The 18239-nt window shown below is 44.0% G+C and carries 17 protein-coding genes; 14 read left to right on the top strand and 3 right to left on the bottom strand.

Annotated elements, in window-relative coordinates; translation table 11 throughout:
- Window positions 1–248 precede the first annotated feature (248 nt).
- The 10 genes from ACDQ55_RS04835 (at window position 249) to ACDQ55_RS04790 (ending at window position 7814) form a co-directional block, all read left to right on the top strand.
- A complete protein-coding gene (locus ACDQ55_RS04835; RefSeq protein WP_420980031.1) occupies window positions 249–1217 on the top strand; it encodes a DUF6600 domain-containing protein in 969 nt (322 codons plus the stop codon).
- Window positions 1218–1328: 111 nt separating this feature from the next.
- A complete protein-coding gene (trmB, locus tag ACDQ55_RS04830) occupies window positions 1329–2036 on the top strand; it encodes a tRNA (guanosine(46)-N7)-methyltransferase TrmB (protein WP_420980030.1) in 708 nt (235 codons plus the stop codon).
- Window positions 2008–2211, top strand: a complete 204-nt coding sequence (locus ACDQ55_RS04825; RefSeq protein WP_420980029.1) for a DUF5522 domain-containing protein — start codon at window positions 2008–2010, stop codon at window positions 2209–2211. Before trmB ends, ACDQ55_RS04825 begins: the two co-directional genes overlap by 29 nt.
- Window positions 2138–2563: an MGMT family protein gene (locus tag ACDQ55_RS04820; protein WP_420980028.1), complete on the top strand. Its 426-nt coding sequence runs from the start codon at window positions 2138–2140 to the stop codon at window positions 2561–2563. The genes ACDQ55_RS04825 and ACDQ55_RS04820 overlap by 74 nt, the downstream gene beginning before the upstream one ends.
- Before the next feature lie 40 nt (window positions 2564–2603).
- Window positions 2604–3047: an IPExxxVDY family protein gene (locus tag ACDQ55_RS04815; RefSeq protein ID WP_420980027.1), complete on the top strand. Its 444-nt coding sequence runs from the start codon at window positions 2604–2606 to the stop codon at window positions 3045–3047.
- A gap of 89 nt (window positions 3048–3136) precedes the next feature.
- The gene (locus tag ACDQ55_RS04810) at window positions 3137–3367 is read left to right on the top strand and encodes a 4a-hydroxytetrahydrobiopterin dehydratase (protein WP_420980026.1); all 231 of its coding nucleotides are present in this window, start codon (window positions 3137–3139) and stop codon (window positions 3365–3367) included.
- 21 nt (window positions 3368–3388) lie between these two features.
- Window positions 3389–5470, top strand: coding sequence for a histidine kinase (locus ACDQ55_RS04805; RefSeq protein ID WP_420980024.1), 2082 nt, complete (start codon window positions 3389–3391; stop codon window positions 5468–5470).
- A gap of 28 nt (window positions 5471–5498) precedes the next feature.
- Window positions 5499–6251 carry a LytR/AlgR family response regulator transcription factor gene (locus ACDQ55_RS04800; protein WP_420980022.1) on the top strand — a complete coding sequence of 251 codons (753 nt, stop codon included), beginning with the start codon at window positions 5499–5501 and terminating at the stop codon, window positions 6249–6251.
- 260 nt (window positions 6252–6511) lie between these two features.
- Complete coding sequence (locus ACDQ55_RS04795) at window positions 6512–7138, top strand: TetR/AcrR family transcriptional regulator (protein WP_420980021.1); 627 nt, start codon at window positions 6512–6514, stop codon at window positions 7136–7138.
- Window positions 7139–7211: 73 nt separating this feature from the next.
- Complete coding sequence (locus ACDQ55_RS04790; protein WP_420980020.1) at window positions 7212–7814, top strand: outer membrane beta-barrel protein; 603 nt, start codon at window positions 7212–7214, stop codon at window positions 7812–7814.
- A 153-nt stretch (window positions 7815–7967) separates the two neighbouring features.
- On the opposite strand, the gene rho is transcribed toward ACDQ55_RS04790, so the two are convergent.
- Complete coding sequence (gene rho / locus ACDQ55_RS04785) at window positions 7968–9653, bottom strand: transcription termination factor Rho (RefSeq protein WP_420980432.1); 1686 nt, start codon at window positions 9651–9653, stop codon at window positions 7968–7970.
- A 472-nt stretch (window positions 9654–10125) separates the two neighbouring features.
- On the opposite strand from rho, the gene asnS reads away from it, so the two are divergent.
- The 4 genes from asnS to chrA all read left to right on the top strand — a co-directional run bounded on the left by asnS (window position 10126) and on the right by chrA (window position 14906).
- Window positions 10126–11565 carry an asparagine--tRNA ligase gene (asnS, locus tag ACDQ55_RS04780; protein ID WP_420980019.1) on the top strand — a complete coding sequence of 480 codons (1440 nt, stop codon included), beginning with the start codon at window positions 10126–10128 and terminating at the stop codon, window positions 11563–11565.
- Window positions 11566–11768: 203 nt separating this feature from the next.
- Complete coding sequence (locus ACDQ55_RS04775) at window positions 11769–12290, top strand: ExbD/TolR family protein (protein WP_420980017.1); 522 nt, start codon at window positions 11769–11771, stop codon at window positions 12288–12290.
- 134 nt (window positions 12291–12424) lie between these two features.
- Window positions 12425–13381: an isopenicillin N synthase family dioxygenase gene (locus ACDQ55_RS04770; protein WP_420980016.1), complete on the top strand. Its 957-nt coding sequence runs from the start codon at window positions 12425–12427 to the stop codon at window positions 13379–13381.
- A 331-nt stretch (window positions 13382–13712) separates the two neighbouring features.
- Entirely contained in the window at window positions 13713–14906 is a 1194-nt protein-coding gene (chrA, locus tag ACDQ55_RS04765; protein WP_420980015.1) for a chromate efflux transporter, read from the top strand.
- Here chrA and ACDQ55_RS04760 read toward each other — a convergent pair.
- Window positions 14901–16247 (bottom strand): sigma-54-dependent transcriptional regulator, encoded by a 1347-nt coding sequence (locus tag ACDQ55_RS04760; protein WP_420980014.1) that lies wholly within the window; start codon window positions 16245–16247, stop codon window positions 14901–14903. The two genes, chrA and ACDQ55_RS04760, sit on opposite strands and share 6 nt — an antisense overlap.
- 58 nt (window positions 16248–16305) lie before the next feature.
- Window positions 16306–18141: a DNA ligase D gene (gene ligD / locus ACDQ55_RS04755; protein ID WP_420980013.1), complete on the bottom strand. Its 1836-nt coding sequence runs from the start codon at window positions 18139–18141 to the stop codon at window positions 16306–16308.
- Window positions 18142–18239 lie beyond the last annotated feature (98 nt).

The raw sequence follows: 18239 nt of genomic DNA, 5'->3' as shown, positions 1-18239 counted from the left end.
GTCCTGGATAAACAAACAGGAGCAATGATAATTAGAACAACAACATGCCCTTCTTTGTTAAGGTAATTAACATTAATTAGCACTTTCTGACGAATTTATTGTCAGGAAATAAACAAATAACACCATCAAAGCCTGATCTGTTCTTTGCTATGCTGATAAAATAACGCTATCGCCCCAACGTTGGTTCGTTTTTTACCGGGCATTATGTAACACAAAATTCCTTCTGGCAAGTTTAAATCAATGTAAACATGAAACACTGTATTTCTCGTTCTGGCCTGCGGGCATTTTTACTAGTTGTACTGCTGTGCAGTGCCGCACTCAGTAAGTCGTACGCACAGGTAGCGCCACCTGATGCGGCACCGCCAACAGCTTCCGGTAACATTACCTATCAAACCTTTTATGACGACCTAGCTCCTTACGGTTCTTGGCTGGATTATCCAGCTTACGGCTCAGTCTGGAGCCCCAGGGTAGATGAAGATTTCAGACCCTATGCCACCAATGGCTATTGGGATTATGCCACCGATGGGTGGACCTGGATGTCTAATTACCCCTGGGGTTGGGCGCCTTTCCACTATGGCCGCTGGATATATGATAATACATACGGCTGGCTGTGGGTGCCTGGCTATGAATGGTCTCCTGCCTGGGTTACCTGGGGAGATTATGATAATTATTATTGCTGGGCGCCATTAATGCCGGATGTAAACGTGGGAATCGCCTTCGGAGGCTGGCGACCACATGATTTTTACTGGAATGCAGTACCCCGCGGCAATATTTATGACCATAACCTGGGGGCTGCCCTGGTACGGCCCGGTACTATTAACAGAATATCCAGACATGTTAACATAATTAATAATTTCAATACCACTAACGGCCATAACCAATATTATTCGAGAGGTCCGGCCGTAGGAGATGTAGAAAAATTCACCAACCGGAAAATAGCGCCTTCTACGATTGTTCCCGTAAACAGTGCCGCTCAGGTAAAACATGAAGGCAATCAGATGAAAGTATACAAACCACAGGTCCAAAATCCCCAACCCCGAGAGTTCCGGCAGGTGCAGGTTCCTGAAGCGAAACCGGTACGGACTGATGATGAGTGGCCTAATGCGGAACGGAACACCCAGCGAAATAATATTGAACAACTACCCGTAATGCACACCAGCCCATCCGATATGGGCAGGGGCGGCGGTTTTGGCAGGGGCGGCGGAGGCCGGCATTAAAGCTATCCCCCCGGCAAATACCTTATAAATCCGGAAAGATGCTGCCATCCACCAGGGCAGCATCTTTTTTATCCATTTCCCATTCAAAAAATTCCAGCTATTTTTGCGGAAATGGGACAAAAAAAACTACAACGATTTGCTGAAATAGAAACCTTTCCGAATGTATTGATATACCCGGAAGGGATGCAGGGGAAATGGCATGAATTCTTTAAAAACGACCACCCTGTTACCTTAGAATTGGCCTGTGGCAAGGGAGATTATACGCTGGGGATGGCCCGGCTGTATGCCAATCAAAACTTCATAGGGGTAGACCTAAAAGGCAACCGTATCTGGAGAGGCGCTAAAACCGCCCTGGAAGAACCGCTGCCTAACGCCGCCTTCTTACGTACACAAATAGACAAGCTGAATAACTACTTTGCACCTGGAGAAATAAAGGACATCTGGATTACCTTCCCAGACCCGTTCCTCCGTAATTCCAAGTCGAAGAAAAGATTAACGCACCCTAAGTTCCTGCAACTATTCCAACCGCTGCTGGCGCCGGGAGCCACTATTAATCTGAAAACAGATTCTCCGCAATTATACGCATTCACCCAGGAAGTGATCAGCGCCGCCGGCTGCATCCTGGTGGAAGACATTCCCGACGTGTATGCTTTACCGGAAGTGCCGCCTTTACTGCAAATACAAACTTATTATGAAGGAATGCACCTGGCAGATGGCAGAACAATCCGCTACCTGAAATTCCAATTGCCCGCCGCTCCAATGGACTGGAAAAGCATAAAACTGCCTTCCGATGAAGCTACCGTTGGTGGAGAAGATTGATTTCTACTATAACGAGCAGGGACATATGGTATTTACTGAAAAATTCCATCTCGACCGGGGCTATTGTTGCGGCAATGGCTGTAAACACTGTCCGTTTCATTATGAAAAAGTACCTGAACCCAAAAGAGCTGCCCTCCTTGCCAAACGCAGAGAGGGAGAAAAAGGAAACCAGTAAACCGGTTTCCTTTTTCGAAACGGTATATAAAATAGCCCGCCGCATACCCCGCGGCAGGGTTACATCTTATGGCGCTATTGCAGATGCATCCGGCCTGAAAATTACCGGCCGAATGGTAGGCTGGGCCATGAACGCGGCCGGCAACGCCCAACCCGCTGTTCCTGCCCACCGCGTAGTAAACAGCAAAGGAGAACTAAGCGGGAAAAGCCATTTTGCCACCCCTACCCTGATGCAGGAACTATTGGAACAAGAAGGCATAATAGTGAAAGAAGATAAAATAGCCAATTTTAAATCCGTATTTTGGGATCCGGCAACCCCGTCTAAAAAGGATAGTAAAAAGAAAGGAGATTAAATTGCAACATCCTGGTTGAATATAACGTTACGTTTCTGTTATGACAATACTTAAGCTCAAGCTGGATCATGACCAACTGGTAGAAGACTTTTTTGAAAGCGCCCACCTGATCGGCATTGCATCCACAGCGCGGGACTATCAACTGGGCTGGCATATTAACCGCCAGCTGCACACCAATTTCCGGGTAAATAACTACCTGGAGATCTCCCTTTCCAAAAAAAACCGGTCTTTCCACTTCCCTGTATTCGAATTTCATGAACCTACCAATGCGGTAGTACATTATATCTATAACAACCACTGCCAAACCGAATACCTCCTCCCAGAGCTCAAACAGATAGATTTCCTCTGGATGGTCAAAGGAGATTACTACCAATCTGAGGATGTGAAAAAATTATTGGAAGAATTACGCCTTGTTCCGCTTATACAATTAGTATCTTTACTCGATATCAGAGAGATCAAAAATAAGATGAACCTTATTTTTTAGGACAGGCACTACTTTTAGCTGCAGCGGTATTATATTTTGACCAGATTCCAATGACAGACCCCAAAGTTTTACTTTTAAATTCCTGATTTATGTGGGAAGAAAGAAACAAGCAGCTTTACCGGGCATTTGAATTCAAAGATTTTCGGGATGCTTTTGCATTTATGACTAAAGTAGCAATGCTGGCGGAAAAAATGGACCACCATCCCAACTGGAGCAACGTGTATAATAAAGTGTACATACACCTCAGTACACACGATGCCGGGGATGTTATTACCACCAAAGATGAAGCAATGGCCCAGGCCATTGACAAATTGCTATAATTAATCTCTATAAATCACTTTGTGAAGCGCATTATTTTAATGCTGCTGTTGTATTGTTACACTGCAGAATCCTTTGCCACTACTGAACGTCCTTCGTCAGACACACTTGTTACCGATTCCGCCTTCGCACCGGTGAGCATGGATCTGCGTCCTTATATCAGTACACTGATCGATGATAAAAATTTTACTGTCACCCAGGTGAGCCAACTCCCTTTTACCCAACATCCCAACCTATTTCACGATAATCCTAAAAACAATGCCCAGATTAATAATTGCTGGCTAAAGCTCGTCGCAAAAAATGAAGGTAATAAGCCGCTTTCTTCCTTGCTCTTTGCCGGCTGGCACGACTTCATGTACTGGTATGTACAAACGCCGCTGCATACCCCTGAACTGGTAATACAAACCGGGTTAATGCTGGATAATGGCGGCGTAGAAAGATGGAACCATTATGCCTTTAATGTGCAGGTGCCACCAGGGCAAACACGTATCTATTATCTACATATCATTAATAAATCATATAACGAAAATGCCCTGATGCCAAGGCTATACAGCCCGGAAGCTTATGCTTTCTTCCGCGATAACCAACTGGATAATTACCGTAAAGAAGCCGTTATTATCCAGGTGTTACTCGGTATGCTCCTTGTTTTTTTCAGTATTTCAGTGATCAATTATATACAGTTACCAGATAAATCCTATATCTATTTTGCCGCCTATGTATTGGGCCTTATCCTTTTCTTTGCCCTGAGACTGGAGAGCAAACCTTACCAGCTGTCTTTTTTCCACCGCTGGCCCATGCTTAAATATTACTGGGATATTCCCGGACTGCTGTTCTGCTTTTACCTCATGTACCTCTTGTTCGGCAACACCTTCCTTAACCTGCGGGAGCGCTACCCCTTTATGAAACAAGTGTTTACATGGGTGGCTATGTTCGTGGGCGGGCTGATACTCTTATGCATGTACTACATTACTGCAGAACAATACCATCTGCCCACTATTATATATAGCTACGTGTATTTTGTAACGTTAGTGCCACTGCTGGCAGTATTTGTAGCACTGGCGCGCCGTTCCAGACACCACCCGTTAGTACGGTTCTTTTTGTACGGATCGGTGTGTTTATACCTGGCTTGTTTTGGTTCCTTTCTGATGCATGTTCGCCCACTGGGGCTATTGAGCGCACTTGGCGAACTGGCAGCGCCCACCCTCCTGTTAATTGGCGGCGTATTGCTGCAAGCCATGTTTTTCCTGGCCGGCCTGAGCTACCGCAATAAACTGGTACACCTGGAAAGAACACGTACCCAGGAACTGCTGATCAAACAATTAAACAAGAATAAAGAATTGCAACGTAAGCTCAATGAGCAGCTCGAAGAACTGGTAAAAGAACAAACCACCGAAATCCTACGGAAAAAACAGGAACTGGAAGAACAACGCAAAATACAGCTGGAAACAGAATACGATAAAAAGCTTACCGAAATTGAACTAAAAGCTATCCGCGCCCAAATTAATCCCCACTTCATTTTTAATTGCCTGAATTCCATACAGCTGTTTGTAATGCAACGCGATTATGAATTCGCCCAAAAATACCTCTCGGATTTTTCTTACCTGATCCGCAAAACTTTAGATTTTTCCCGGCGTAACTTTATATCGTTGGCGGATGAAATTACCTATCTCAATACCTATCTGGGACTGGAGAAAATGCGCTTCGAAAACAGGATGGAGTATGAAATTATAGTAGATCCGGTTATTGCCACCGCCGAATTGGAAATACCAGCCATGTTGCTACAGCCATATGTAGAAAATGCGGTAAAACACGGTATGACCAATCCCAAACAGCCTACCGGCCTGCTAACTATTTATTTTAATCAAGTAGCCGCCGATATGTTAGAATGTATTATTGCAGACAATGGCATTGGCATTGCACGCAGCAAATCACTGCGGATGCTGCCTAAGCATCATCAATCGTCTGGAATGGAAATCAGCCAGAACCGGGCGGAATTACTCAATAAAATGTATAACACAGAAATTCATATAGAAATTATAGACAGGTCGGCAGAAGACGAAGTGGATAGTGGCACCGTTGTAAAGATACTGATCCCTCAGTTGTAATTTTAGTATATCCGTTAATGTTAGCAGCATGATAAAGGCTATTATAATAGATGACGAAAGAAACAGCCGGGACATCATTGCCCTGATGCTGGAAAAGTATTGTCCGGAGATTACCATTGCCGCTACAGCTTCCGATTGTGCAGATGGTATTGAAAAGATCCGGCAACATCAACCCCACTTGGTTTTTCTTGATCTGGAAATGCCCGACGGCACCGGGTTCGACGTTTTGGGGGGCACCTTATCAGACACTCCTTTTGAAGCAGTTTTTGTGACCGCTTTTGAAAAGAAATTCCTCCATGTGATTCGTTTCAGCGATGTGGAATTAATCCTGAAGCCTATCGATAAAGAAAGCCTGTTGCAAGCCGTATCTCTTATTACCACCCGCATTAATGCCGGCGCCAACAACAATCGCTACCAGGTGCTGTTGGAAAACTTTAATAATAACAAGTCCCCGGGATGGAAACTGATCATTCCTGCTACTAACAAGGAAGAATATACGATTAACCTTACTGCTATTGAATACCTGGAAGCACAGGCAGAAAATTGTTTGTTTTGTTTAAACACCGGCATGCAAATTATAGCCAAACAATCTTTCCGGTATTATGCAGACCTCTTCTCATCTCTACACTTTTACCAGATCAATAATACCCAGATAATACAATTACCCAATATCAGCCGGTTAGATACCTCTGGAGGAAAAGTAATATTGAAAAGTGGGATAGTATTGGATATTACAGAGAGGAGACAACGCGACCTGCTGCACAAAATAACGCACAAATAAAGTAGTATTACCTATTGCCAGGCTAACCAATTTAACATTTTCAATTTTTATGCTGATCACCTTTCGATTTGTTTAAGATCGGGGGCTTTTTTTACGCATAGCGGTGCAATTATGATCTCTTTCTTTCTTTTCATGCTATTGCGCGAAGAATACGTAACAATTTCTTAACAAAAAAATTGGGAGAAATTACATTTGGTCGTACATTTGACCCGCAAAACAAAAAAGTCAGACAGTCAGATTTTTTATTTTGTACTACACCTATGGCAGAACAAGACCAGAAACGTACTATCATTCTGGAAGCAGCATTAAAGCGCTTCAAGCGGTATGGCCTGTCTAAAACTACCATGGAGGAAATAGCCAGGGATCTGGAAATATCGAAAGGCTCTTTGTATTATTATTTTTCCGACAAAGAATCCATATACATAGCGGTAGTGGAACGGATGATAACCGATTGTTTTTCTAACATGTCGGCATATGTGGAAGAAGCGCCATCAGTAGGCGATATCATTCACCGTTATCTGGAACTAAAAGAAAAAATGTTGCTGGAATATCATTTTCTCTTTGGGGTAAATGAATGGATCAAAGATGTTCCATCCAGCTTAATGCGCCAAACAATAGAGTTGCTGCAACAGGTAGAAATTTCTTTTCTCTCCGCTACCATTACTAAAGGGATCAACAACGGGGAACTTTGTAAGGATACAAATGCAGCACTAACTGCAGGGCTACTGGTAAACGTATTATTTGGTTTATGGGTAATATGGTGCAAGTGGCAGGCAGCAGGTTTCGACCCTCACGACCGGGAAGCGCTCAAATGCTTCATGGACCGGGAGGAACAGGTATTAACCATTTTCTTTAACGGCTTAAAATATCGACCAGGAATCAACTAAGAATTAGCTAAGATTGATGTAGAAGAATCAGTAAACAGGAATAGTTTTAATGAATATTTAAATTTAACGACAGATGAAAAAGTTGATTGTAATGGCCGCAGTAGCACTGTTCGGCGCACAAGTAGCAAAGGCTCAGTTTTCGAAAGGCGATGTAATTTTGGGTGGTAATCTGAATGTGCACACGCAGTCAGACAAGAACAAAGACACAGACGACAAAACAACTCACACCTCCTTTGGTATCAGCCCTAAAATAGGCATGGCATTGAATAGTAACTGGGTTATCGGCGTTTTCGCTGAATCAGCATTCGGTTCCGATAAAAAAGGCGGTATTAAAAACAAAACCCTCGATATTACTCCCGGCGTTTTTGCACGTAATTACCATATGATCGGACAAAGCAAATTTGCTTTCTTCGCTGAAGCCAACGCAGGTTACCACTTCGGTAACGACAAAGCAGACGGTACTAAAACCAACACTTACAATGGTTTTGCCGTTAACGTACTGCCAGGTATCACTTACTTCGTTACTAAGCACTTTATGCTAGAAGGCGCCTTCGGTGGCTTGAGCTACGCTTGGGATCAGAATAAAACCGAAGCAACTGGTGTTAAAGTAAATACCAGCAAGTTTGATTTCAATTTCCCTAAAAACTTTCAGATTGGCGTAAACTGGATTTTCTAAGCATCGGATGATGTTTTGTATAAGAAAGTTATAAGGTTAGATAGATTGGAAAATCCCGCTACAGTATAGTACCGTAGCGGGATTTTGGCGTTAATGATATATAAAAAAACCGTTCCATCATGGAACGGTTTTTTTATATATCATTAACTGATCTTAACTATTCATAGAGATTAGGAATTCTTCGTTATTCTTTGTACCACGCATATGTTGCAGCATGAAGTGCATAGATTCATCTGTGTTCATATCGCCCAGGTGATTACGCAAGATGTGGATACGTTTGAGTGAATCTTTATCAAGCAGCAGATCATCGCGACGGGTAGAGGAAGCAGAAACATCGATAGCCGGGAAGATGCGTTTGTTAGCCAGCTTGCGATCCAGCAGCAATTCCATGTTACCAGTACCTTTAAACTCTTCGAAGATCACCTCATCCATTTTAGAACCGGTATCTATCAACGCAGTAGCCAGAATAGTGAGGGAACCGCCATGTTCTATTTTACGGGCGGCACCAAAAAATTGTTTAGGTTTCTGCATCGCGTTAGCTTCCACACCACCACTCAATACCTTACCGGATGCAGGCGCCACGGTGTTGTGCGCTCTTGCCAAACGGGTAATGGAGTCTAGCAGGATGACTACATCATGTCCACATTCTACCAAACGTTTTGCTTTCTGCAAAGCAATGGCAGATACTTTCACATGTTTTTCTGCAGGCTCATCGAAAGTGGAAGCAATTACTTCCGCCTTTACGCTGCGTTCCATATCAGTTACCTCTTCCGGACGCTCATCAATAAGTACTACCATCAGATAAATTTCCGGATGGTTAGTAGCGATCGCATTAGCTACTTCTTTCAGCAACATGGTTTTACCTACCTTGGGTTGCGCAACGATCAGGCCGCGCTGTCCCTTACCGATAGGAGTAAACATATCCATGATACGGGTAGAGTAATTATTGGAAGTAGTGGTTAATCTCAATTTCTCGAAAGGAAACAGGGGAGTCAGATAATCGAATGGCACGCGATCGCGTACTTCTTCGGGCGACTTATTATTGATCGTTTCTACTTTCAACAGCGCAAAGTATTTCTCCCCTTCTTTTGGCGGGCGTACAGAGCCTTTTACAGTATCTCCGGTTTTCAGTCCGAAGAGTTTTATTTGGGAAGGAGATACATAAATATCATCTGGTGAACTGAGGTAGTTATAATCGGAAGAGCGAAGGAAACCATAACCATCGGGCATCATTTCCAATACACCTTCACTTACTATTACGCCATCAAATTCTATATTAAAAGCCGGTTCCTTTTTATTGCTGGGGAAGCGGTTCTTCTGTACTGCAGGAGCAACGGGTATTTCGCCGGGTACTACAAAATCATCATCTTCCAATTCTTCTTCTTCTACTGGCGGAATTACTACTACTTCTTCTTCCTCTTCTTCTGGTTCTTCATCTTCTGTGAAAGATGGAATAATGATATCGTCATCATCATCAAAAGTCAGGGAAGGAATGCTATCCAGGTCTATCTCAAAATCTTTCACTTTAGGTTTAGCAGCAGGCATCGGTGTGGTTTCTTCCTGATCATGATCTTTTGATTTACCGGTAGCTTTTTTTGCTGGTTTTTTGGCAGCTGGTTTCTCTTCATGTGCAGGCTCTTCAGCAACGTGATTAGCCTCTTCTTTCTTTACAGGTTTACGTTTGCGTGCTTTTTTCTCGTCTCCGTTGGCTTGGTTATCTTCTGAGGCTAGCACTGCTTGTTTATCAAGAATTTTGTAGATAAGGTCCTGTTTGTTCAGTTTTTTTGCATTGGGAACGTCCAGTTTCTCTGCAATATCAAGCAGCTCAGGAACGAGCATGTCGTTCAATTGTAAGATGTCGTACATCATCTGTGTTGTCAAATTTTAGAAGTGTTGTGAGGCGGGTACCACTGCATACCAACATACACCAATTACAAATAATTGTTTTTGAGTCAATAAATTTAATTTGATTATTAAATTTGATAGGGAATGTTGAGTTTAGGAACTGCTGATGAAGATGGAAAAATGAACTTAATCAGGCAGAATATACCGCAAGATTAAAACAAGTTTTACTATTATCCAAAAAAAATTAAGTCGCTATTTCCCCATCCTGGCCTGGAAAGACGTAATTTACCTGCTGCAAAATACTGGCAGCAAGGCATCCCAAAATCCCCTGAGAACTTCCTCCTGTCAATCATTTCCACCTTTTTAACATTTCATTTGCAATCAAACAGTCCAAAAACCCCATAAGCAGGGCTATATACTATGAAGATTAACACTTATTTTTGCAAACCTAAAAATTTATAAATATATGAGCCAAAGAGTGAAAGTCAAGCAAATCTTGTCCGATGACAAGACGCAATACGAAGTAACCGTTAAAGGTTGGGTGCGGTCGTTCCGCAACAATCAATTCATAGCGTTAAACGATGGCTCTACCAATAATAATTTACAGATAGTAATTGATACTGAAAATACGGATGCTGCGCTGCTGAAGCGTATTACCACCGGCGCCTCCATTAGCGCTACCGGCGAAATCATTCCTTCTCAAGGTAAGGGCCAACGTGTAGAATTAAAAGCGACCAGCCTGGAAATATTGGGCGACTGCGACCCGGAGAAATACCCACTGCAGTTAAAAAACAAACCCAGCCTGGAATACCTCCGTGAAATTGCGCACCTGCGCTTCCGGACCAATACTTTCGGCGCTATTTTCCGCTTAAGGCATGCCTTAGCATTCGCTATCCATAACTTCTTCAACAACCGCGGATTTGTGTACCTGCATACGCCTATTATCACTGCTTCTGATGCAGAAGGCGCTGGGGAAATGTTCCGGGTAACCACGCTGGACTTCAACAACCCGCCACGTACAGAAAGCGGCGAAATAGACTTCAAAGAAGATTTCTTCGGCAGATCTACCAACCTCACTGTTTCCGGACAACTAGAAGGTGAACTGGGCGCCATGGCATTTGGAGATGTTTATACTTTCGGCCCAACTTTCCGAGCTGAAAATTCCAACACAGCCAGACACCTCGCTGAATTCTGGATGATAGAACCTGAAATGGCCTTCTATGAACTGGAAGATAACATGGACCTCGCAGAAGCCTTCATCAAATATGTGGTTGGATATGCACTCGAACATAACCGCGAAGACCTCGATTTCCTGGCCAATCGCCTGGTAGAAGAAGAAAAACAAAAACCACAGCAGGAGCGTAGCGAAATGGGCCTCATAGAAAAACTGGAATTTGTGTTGCACAACGAATTTGTGCGTATCACATATACAGAAGCTATCGACATCCTGCTCAACAGCAAACCCAATAAGAGCAAGAAATTCCAATACCTGATCGAAGGATGGGGCGCTGATCTGCAAAGTGAACACGAACGCTACCTGGTAGAAAAACACTTTAAGAAGCCGGTAATCTTAACCGACTATCCTAAAGAGATCAAGTCTTTCTATATGAAACTCAACGACGACGGTAAAACCGTAAGGGCTATGGACATTCTCTTCCCTGGCATTGGTGAAATGGTAGGCGGCTCCCAGCGTGAAGAAAACTATGATAAGCTGATAAAGCGCATGGAAGAAATGCATGTACCCGCAGATGAACTGAGCTGGTACCTTGATACCCGCCGCTTTGGCACAGCACCACATGCCGGCTTTGGACTAGGCTTTGAGCGCTTAATGCTCTTTGTTACCGGCATGACCAACATCCGGGATGTAATTGCCTTCCCTAGAACGCCTAAGAGCGCGGAATTCTAATCCGAACTGATGTTAAAATTTTATACGAATACAAAGAGGGTGTATCAAAAGTATGATACACCCTCTTTGTATTCGGGTACCCTGGCCGTTTAAGCGATGCTCATAGACATCATGTTTGATACTTGTTATGGAAACTTCTTTTTACTGCATCTAACTAATTGAAAGCGCTTTCATCATTTTCGTTTAACCAAAACCGTTAAAAAATGGCTGAAATGAACACCTCCGCTCATCGTAGCGGCCATGGCACCTCCAGCAACAAAAAATCTACCCGTGTAGACATGACGCCCATGGTAGATCTGGGTTTTCTGCTGATCACTTTTTTTATGCTTACCACCACCATGACCCAACCCAAAACCATGAGCCTCATTATGCCACGGGAAGATGGCGACTCTATGTCGCTGCCAGCCAAAAAAGCGCTGACGGTAGTACTGGGACCCAATAATCGTATAGCATGGTATGAAGGTATCGGCGATGATCCTTCAGCGCCGCCACAGGTACATTATACCGGCTACGCCAACAACGAGGGCATCCGTGATATACTGATCCATAAGAAAAATGAAGTTGCCGAGGCCTTCCATCAAAACGATCTGATGGTACTCATTAAAGCCGATAAAAGGGCCAGCTATAAAAATGTGGTAGATATCATGGATGAAATGTTGATTAACCGCGTGGCACGCTATGCCCTGGTGGATATTAACCCAGCAGAAGAAGGATTTTTTAAATAACATGCAACATTTAGCCTTTAACCTTTTGCTATTATGAAGAAATGTGGCAGAAATTAACCGCTAAAAGCTAAAGGCTAAAACCTAAACGGCCTATTTTTGCTATCTTTAGCGCTCCAAAACAATAATATCGAAATATGGCAATTACCCACTCTATCCCCTCTGTGGATCTTGCAGACTTCACATCCGGAGATGCGGGACGAAAAGCAGCCTTTGTGCAGCAGTTAGGGAAAGCTTATGAAGAAGTTGGTTTTGTAGCGGTGAAGAATCATGGTATTCCAGATGAACTGATTGCGGACCTCTACAAATATGTACAACAATTTTTCGAGCTTCCTTTTGATGTAAAGCATGCATATGAAATTCCTGAATTGGCAGGCCAGCGCGGTTATACCTCTTTCGGTAAAGAGCACGCCAAAGGCTATGATGCGCCAGATTTGAAGGAGTTTTTCCAGTTTGGCCAAACGGTAGAAGATAATGATCCTATCAGCGCTGAATATCCAGATAATGTACAGGTAGCAGAGGTACCGGCATTCACACCTACTTTTTTTAAAGCCTTCCGCGGTTTTGAAAAATCAGGCAAGTACCTGCTACAAGCCATAGCCCTCTACCTGGGGCTGGAAGAAACCTACTTCGATGGAAAAATACATAACGGTAATTCCATCCTGAGAGCGATCCACTACCCTCCCATTACCCAGGAACCTAAATCAGCCATCAGAGCAGAACAACACGAAGATATTAACCTGATCACCTTACTGGTGGGCGCCTCTGCAGATGGCTTACAGATCCTAGACAAACAAAACTCCTGGGTACCGGTAACCTCCCTGCCAGAGCAGATTGTGGTAAACGTAGGGGATATGCTCCAACGTTTAACCAATAATCGTCTGAAGTCTACTACCCACAGAGTGGTGAATCCTCCCCGCGAAATGTGGAATACTTCCCGCTATTCTATTCCTTTCTTCCTTCATCCAAAATCTGATATGAAATTGGATGCCCTGGAAAGCTGCGTTACAGCAGAAAACCCGCTGGCTTATGAACCCATTACCGCCGGCGAATACCTGGATGAACGTTTGAGAGAGATAGGATTGAAAAAATAAGGCACGTTAAAAATAATTAAGTCCCGGTAACCGCAGTTACCGGGACTTTACAAATATCCTGCATGCCAGCAGCTTTCCTTAATGGGTTTTACTGATATGGTTATTCTTAAATCCGAACATACTACACTACATGTTGAGGGGAAATTAACCTGTCAATTAACGAACTGATCACAACGGATAAAAGGCCACATTCACTTTAATGGTTACCATTAATACAAGTATTGTGCCTTTATCATCTGCTGGATGGCCAATATTAGCAACATCGTTGTATTTTGTCAGGATATTTAATTATCTTATAAATTCGTCCAATCGTACATCACTAAATATCACCGTGCTTCTACGTCATATTCCTTTTTTAAAAGCTGTGCTATTACATAGCATTACTGCCTATGGTGGCCCACAAGGTCATCTGGCGATGATGATGAAAACGTTTGTGCAGCAACGTAAGGATGTTACAGAGCAGGAGTTGATGGAATACAATGCCTTCTGTCAGCTACTGCCAGGTGCGTCTTCTTCCCAAACCCTTACCCTTATTGGTTATAAACGAGGGGGTGTAGTACTGGCTATCATTACCTTACTGATCTGGATTTTCCCTGCCTGCCTGATTATGGGCTCCCTGAGCTTCCTATTGCAGTATTTTAACAAAAATGCACTGCAGACAGACATTTTCAAATACATACAACCAATGGCAGTAGGCTTTCTGGCCTATGGAGGTATCCGTGCTTTCCGTATCAGCGTCAGCAGCCTGGCCACTTTTACCATCATGGTGGTGTCTATGTTCACCTCCTTTTACCTGAAATCGCCCTGGACTTTTCCCGCCCTGATTATTCTGGGGGGGATTGTCTCCAATTTCAGTAACAAACGTATCCCGGATATAGCGGAGAAACCCCGCAAAATACAGTGGGGTAATATCTGGCTCTTTGCCTCTATATTCATTCTGGCCGGTTTCTTCTCAGAATTGGCCCGTACGCACGAGTGGATCACCCGGCGACCTTTTAACCTTTTTGAAAACTTTTACCGTTTCGGCAGCCTTGTTTTCGGTGGAGGCGATATCTTGATTGCGATGATGCTGGAACAATATGTAACCCGGGCCAAATCGCAATACCTTACAGCGGAAGAACTGCTTACGGGAGCCGGTATTATGCGGGCGCTTCCTGGTCCTACCTTCTCTATTTCTGCTTACGTAGGCGGAATGGCAATGCGCAACCTCGGTATAGGATACCAGTTTCTGGGATGCATATTGGCACCGGTCGCTATTTTCCTGCCCAGCCTGCTACTTGTGTTATTCTTTTTCCCTATCTGGAACAATCTTAAAAAATATGTGGTGATCTACCGTGCCCTGGAAGGCATTAACGCTGTGGTAGTAGGCATTATGTGGGCGGCCACATTCATCCTCTTTTTTGTAATTCCCACAACCTGGTATAATCTGCTGATTATGGCCGGTACCCTGGCGTTACTATGCCTTACCAAGATACCGTCTCCTATCATTGTACTGGCCTGCCTGTTGCTCGGCTGGCTGCTATAAGGCGGGGATATTATATTCTTTAATTTTATTATACAAGGTGGTCAAACCAATTCCCATCAATTCTGCTGCGCGAGTTTTATTGCCTTTTGCATGGGCCAATACACGGATAATGTGTTGCTTTTCCATATCCGCCAGGCGCAGGGATGTTGGTGCGTATGTATGACTTTGCTGCTGAAAATCCAGCGGTAATACGGCAGCATCCAGGATATCCGCATCCGTTAAAATGACCGCCCGTTCAATTACATTACGCAATTCCCTAATATTCCCTTTCCAGCTATGTTGTTGTAAGGCCTGTAGAAAAGCAGGCGTCATCCCTGTAATCCGCTTATTCATTTTAGGGGCTATATGCTGCACAAACCAGGCCGCCAGCAGGGTAATGTCTTTCTGGCGCTCATTGAGTGAAGGCAAGGCTATCTGGAAAGCCGATAACCGGTAGTACAGATCGGCCCGGAAGCGGCCCGCCACAATTTCTTCTTCCAACTGCCGGTTAGTGGCTGCAATAATGCGTACATCTGTTTGGGTGGGCCTAGATTCCCCCACTTTATAAAACTCCTGGGCTTCCAATACCCGTAATAATTTGGCCTGCAGCTCTATGGCCATTTCGCCGATTTCATCCAGGAAGATAGTACCCCCGCGGGCCTCTTCAAAAAAACCTTTCTTATCTTTCAGCGCGCCAGTGAATGCGCCTGCTATATGTCCAAATAATTCACTTTCCAGTATCTCTTTGCCAAAAGCGCTGCAATTAACTGCCACAAACGGTTGCTGCCGGCGCTGGCTACCCTGATGGATGGCATGTGCAAATACTTCCTTGCCCACCCCCGTTTCGCCCAAGAGCAACACCGTCACGCCCGAAGGAGCCACCTTCTCTGCCAGGGACACAGCAGCCCTTATTTCCGGCGATTCCCCGAGTATGCTGCCAAAGGTATACTTGCCGGCAATCTTTTTTTCTAGATCGCGGATACGATATTGCAAATGCGCCTTATCCATGGCTTTACTTACCAGGGGCAGTATACGGTTATTATCATCCCCCTTGGTAATATAATCGAAAGCGCTGTTTTTAATGGCCTGCACCCCATCGGCAATGTTGCCATAGGCCGTCAATACAATAGTTTCTGCTTCCGGATAGCGGATATGTATCTGCTGTACCAATTCCACCCCATTTCCATCGGGCAGCTTTACATCAGACAATATAACATGGATATCTTCTCTTTCCAGGATCTTCCATGCGGCTTTTATATTGCAGGCTTCATGGAGCGTATATCCTTCAAGGGTCAGCAAACGGCTTAATAGTTTCCTGAGCTGGTCCTCGTCATCGATGATTAAAATATGGCCTTTAGACATAGCCTTGCAAAGATAATGGTTCCTATCCCTCTATGGATGTGTTGACTTTTTGAAATGACTATGCCCCGTTCTCTATCATCCGGATCACCTGGCGTAAGTCATTTTTCACACTTCTGATATCCACCCATAAGTCGCCGTATTCGTTTATACGTTCCAGTGAGTTAAACATATTAAAATCGCTGATACGCAACTTTTCATTCACTTCTTTCCATAAAAGCGGCATAGACACTGTAGCCCCTGGCTTAGGTCTTACAGCATAAGGGGCTGCAATAGTTTGTCCCCGGCTGTTTTGTAAAAAATCGATATATACTTTTTTATTGCGTGATGCTTTCCCACGGACTATACTGGTGCTGTTGGGTAACTGTTCATTTACATGACGTGCAATATACTCCGCAAACAAACGTGTCGTATCGTAACCGTATCTGGCTCCTGTAGGAACATAAATATGCAAGCCGGTAGACCCGGAGGTTTTACAGAAAGAGGTGATCTTAAATTTATCCAACATCACTTTGATGTGCAATGCCGTTTCTACCACATACTTAAAATCAATATTTTCCGGGTCAAGGTCCAGTACTATAAAATCGGGCGCTTCCAACTTATTGAGCCGTGATAACCAAGGATTAATTTCGATACAGCCCAAATTTATCATGTATGCCAGGGTAGCTTCGTTGTTGCAGATTAGATAATCTACCTCTTTCCCGGTAGAATCTGCCAGTAATGGCACACTCTTAATCCAGGTGGGCGTTTGCTCCAGATCCAGGTCTTTCTGATAAAAAGAGGCCCCCTGGATACCGTTGGGAAAGCGATGTAACGACAGTGGCCGGTCTTTAAGTTGTGGCAACAGATATTGTGCTATGGATAAATAATAATTGATCAATTCCCCCTTTGTAATATGCTCTTGAGGCCAATAGACCTTTTGCTGATTGGTAAGTGCCACTTTTTTGTTGTTCAAGGTAATTGTACGTTCATTGGTTACCATATTGAGTTTTTTAGCAGTTTCAGGACGTACTTCCGTAGCCGGTTTATCTTCCCGTAAACCCAGGAAAATCGGCATTCTCAGGTGGTCATCACCGGTCCATTCCTGGAATTTCACTTCGCATATCAGTACTGGTTTTACCCAGGTAACCCGCGTATTGGTGGCTACTTTTTCCATAAATGGAGTTGTTTTCGTAACCAACGGTTGCAACCGGCTGTACAGGTCTGCAATTACTGTTTCATTGAGTCCGCCGCCACAATGCCCGATATATTTCAACTTTTTACCTTCATACATACCCAATACCAGTGCGCCTATTTTCTTCCTGCTACCACGCGGAGCGGTGTAACCACAGATCAGGGCTTCCTGTTCATTTACAATCTTTATCTTTAGCCAGGATAAGCTCCTTTTACCTTCTTCGTACAGGCTATCTGTTTTCTTGGCAATGATCCCTTCCCATTGCCGAACCTGAGCCTTCTTATAAAAGGCTTTCCCTTTCTTTAGTACATGTGCAGAAAAGCGGACAGAGGTTTCTCCCAATTGTTCAATCACATCTTTCAATAAGCTTTTACGTTCCAGTAAGGTTAACTGCTGCAATTCGTTACCGTTGAGATGCAGCAGATCGAAGGCCATATATACCAACTCGCCGCCGCCGGTATTGCGATACTGTTGCAGCGATTGGAAGGCCGACTTTCCCTTTTTATCCAGTACAACAATTTCTCCATCCAGTACCACAGTATGCCTACATTTCTCTACGGCCTTTACTATAGCGGGATAGTCAGTGTTAAAAGATTTTTCATTTCTGGAATATAAAATGGCCTCTCCCTTTGTTACTGCCGCAATAGCACGGAAGCCATCCCATTTTGTTTCAAACAACCAGTTATCATCATCGAAAGGCTCACTTACCAACGTGGCCAACATCGGTTTATAGATTTTTTTGGGGGGCCAGATGCTACGCTTACCCACAGATGGCAGGGCTGCTTTGCTGCTACGGGAATCCGGAGATGGCAGGGCGGGAA

Source organism: Chitinophaga sp. 30R24 (assembly GCF_049056765.1).
Lineage (GTDB): Bacteria > Bacteroidota > Bacteroidia > Chitinophagales > Chitinophagaceae > Chitinophaga.
Note: the sequence above shows the minus strand (reverse complement) of the source record. Positions and strands in the feature narration are given on the sequence as shown.

Excerpts from the sequence above, each read along its gene's own strand:
- ACDQ55_RS04835 (WP_420980031.1), top strand. The coding sequence starts at position 249 with ATGAAACACTGTATTTCTCGTTCTGGCCTGCGGGCATTTTTACTAGTT.
- trmB (WP_420980030.1), top strand. The coding sequence starts at position 1,329 with ATGGGACAAAAAAAACTACAACGATTTGCTGAAATAGAAACCTTTCCG.
- ACDQ55_RS04825 (WP_420980029.1), top strand. The coding sequence starts at position 2,008 with ATGAAGCTACCGTTGGTGGAGAAGATTGATTTCTACTATAACGAGCAG.
- ACDQ55_RS04820 (WP_420980028.1), top strand. The coding sequence starts at position 2,138 with ATGAAAAAGTACCTGAACCCAAAAGAGCTGCCCTCCTTGCCAAACGCA.
- ACDQ55_RS04815 (WP_420980027.1), top strand. The coding sequence starts at position 2,604 with ATGACAATACTTAAGCTCAAGCTGGATCATGACCAACTGGTAGAAGAC.
- ACDQ55_RS04810 (WP_420980026.1), top strand. The coding sequence starts at position 3,137 with ATGTGGGAAGAAAGAAACAAGCAGCTTTACCGGGCATTTGAATTCAAA.
- ACDQ55_RS04800 (WP_420980022.1), top strand. The coding sequence starts at position 5,499 with ATGATAAAGGCTATTATAATAGATGACGAAAGAAACAGCCGGGACATC.
- ACDQ55_RS04795 (WP_420980021.1), top strand. The coding sequence starts at position 6,512 with ATGGCAGAACAAGACCAGAAACGTACTATCATTCTGGAAGCAGCATTA.
- ACDQ55_RS04790 (WP_420980020.1), top strand. The coding sequence starts at position 7,212 with ATGAAAAAGTTGATTGTAATGGCCGCAGTAGCACTGTTCGGCGCACAA.
- rho (WP_420980432.1), bottom strand. The coding sequence starts at position 9,653 with ATGCTCGTTCCTGAGCTGCTTGATATTGCAGAGAAACTGGACGTTCCC.
- asnS (WP_420980019.1), top strand. The coding sequence starts at position 10,126 with ATGAGCCAAAGAGTGAAAGTCAAGCAAATCTTGTCCGATGACAAGACG.
- ACDQ55_RS04775 (WP_420980017.1), top strand. The coding sequence starts at position 11,769 with ATGGCTGAAATGAACACCTCCGCTCATCGTAGCGGCCATGGCACCTCC.
- ACDQ55_RS04770 (WP_420980016.1), top strand. The coding sequence starts at position 12,425 with ATGGCAATTACCCACTCTATCCCCTCTGTGGATCTTGCAGACTTCACA.
- ACDQ55_RS04760 (WP_420980014.1), bottom strand. The coding sequence starts at position 16,247 with ATGTCTAAAGGCCATATTTTAATCATCGATGACGAGGACCAGCTCAGG.
- ligD (WP_420980013.1), bottom strand. The coding sequence starts at position 18,141 with ATGTTGGCCACGTTGGTAAGTGAGCCTTTCGATGATGATAACTGGTTG.